This is a genomic window from uncultured Mycobacterium sp. (genome assembly GCF_964249325.1).
Classification (GTDB): Bacteria; Actinomycetota; Actinomycetes; order Mycobacteriales; family Mycobacteriaceae; genus Mycobacterium.
Genome location: NZ_CAXUCH010000109.1, coordinates 1 through 1,055, shown reverse-complemented (window position 1 = coordinate 1,055; position 1,055 = coordinate 1). Strand labels below are relative to the sequence as shown.

The following is a 1,055-nucleotide window of genomic DNA, read 5'->3' as shown; positions in this document are numbered from 1 at the left end:
ACCGTGACAACGCAAGGGAAGTCGACCACGCTGCCGATCAGCGGTCCACCGACATCTCACCAGATCGTTGCGGGCGATCGCGTGGCGCCCGGAACGCTCGAAGTACGACCAAGCCAAGGGCTGCAGGTCTATTCCTTCACCTATGGCTGAGCCTCCGACCAATCCGACATGCGCTCGGCTCCGAACAGATCATGTCGGGAACCAAACCGTCGAGAAAATCGAGGAGCGAACCATGAAAAGGCAAAGCAAGGCGATTGCGGCCACCGGCGTCGCGGCGGCTGCCATCGTGAGTCTCTCGGTGGCCACCTCTCCCACCGCGGCGGCGGCCGACTTAGTGGGTCCGGGATGCGCCGACTATGCAGCGCTGCATCCCAGCGGCCCTGCTTCGGTGGAAGGGATGTCGCAGGACCCTGTCGCGACGGCGGCATCGAACAACCCCGAACTCACCACGCTGACGGCAGCGGTGTCGGGTCAACTCAACCCGCAGGTTAACCTGGTCGACACCCTCAACAACGGTCAGTACACGGTCTTTGCGCCGACCGATGCCGCGTTCAACAAGCTGCCGTCGTCAACGATCGACCAGCTGAAAACGAACTCAAACATGCTGAACAGCATCCTGACCTACCACGTGGTGCAGGGCCAGATGAGTCCGGCAATGATCTCCGGTACCCATAAGACCCTGCAGGGCGCCAACGTCACGGTGACCGGCCAAGGCAACAACCTCAACGTCAACAATGCCGGAGTGGTCTGCGGCGGGGTGCCCACCGCCAACGCCACGGTGTACATGATCGACACGGTGCTGATGCCCCCTGGTATGTAAGGACACCGGCGAGTTGCCGTTGAACAGAGTTTGTGCGCTCCGCAGTAGGGTACAAGTCCGTCAGGCGGTGCTGGTGGCGACGAACTGCCACCAGCACGCCGGCGACGACAATTGCGAGCCATCCCAATCGACGTATGAGGTATGCCGCTATGACCCAACGAGCCGCACATTCGAAGGATGCCGAGCTGAAGCCGAATGTGGAGCACATCCGGTCGCACTATGACCGGTCGAACGA

At 61.6% G+C, this 1,055-nt stretch carries 1 protein-coding gene and 1 pseudogene (1 of these 2 running past the window's edge); both read left to right on the top strand.

Features of this window, described 5'->3' with window-relative positions:
- Positions 1–150 (top strand): annotated as a pseudogene (locus tag ACFE99_RS14555) (cytochrome c biogenesis protein DipZ); it begins 1,577 nt to the left of the window's first position.
- An 82-nt stretch (positions 151–232) separates the two neighbouring features.
- Positions 233–820 carry a fasciclin domain-containing protein gene (locus tag ACFE99_RS14550; RefSeq protein WP_375486427.1) on the top strand — a complete coding sequence of 196 codons (588 nt, stop codon included), beginning with the start codon at positions 233–235 and terminating at the stop codon, positions 818–820.
- The last annotated feature ends 235 nt before the right edge of the window (positions 821–1,055 follow it).

Bases quoted from the DNA above. Each gene is read 5' to 3' on its own strand.
- ACFE99_RS14550 (WP_375486427.1), top strand. From the start codon at position 233: ATGAAAAGGCAAAGCAAGGCGATTGCGGCCACCGGCGTCGCGGCGGCT.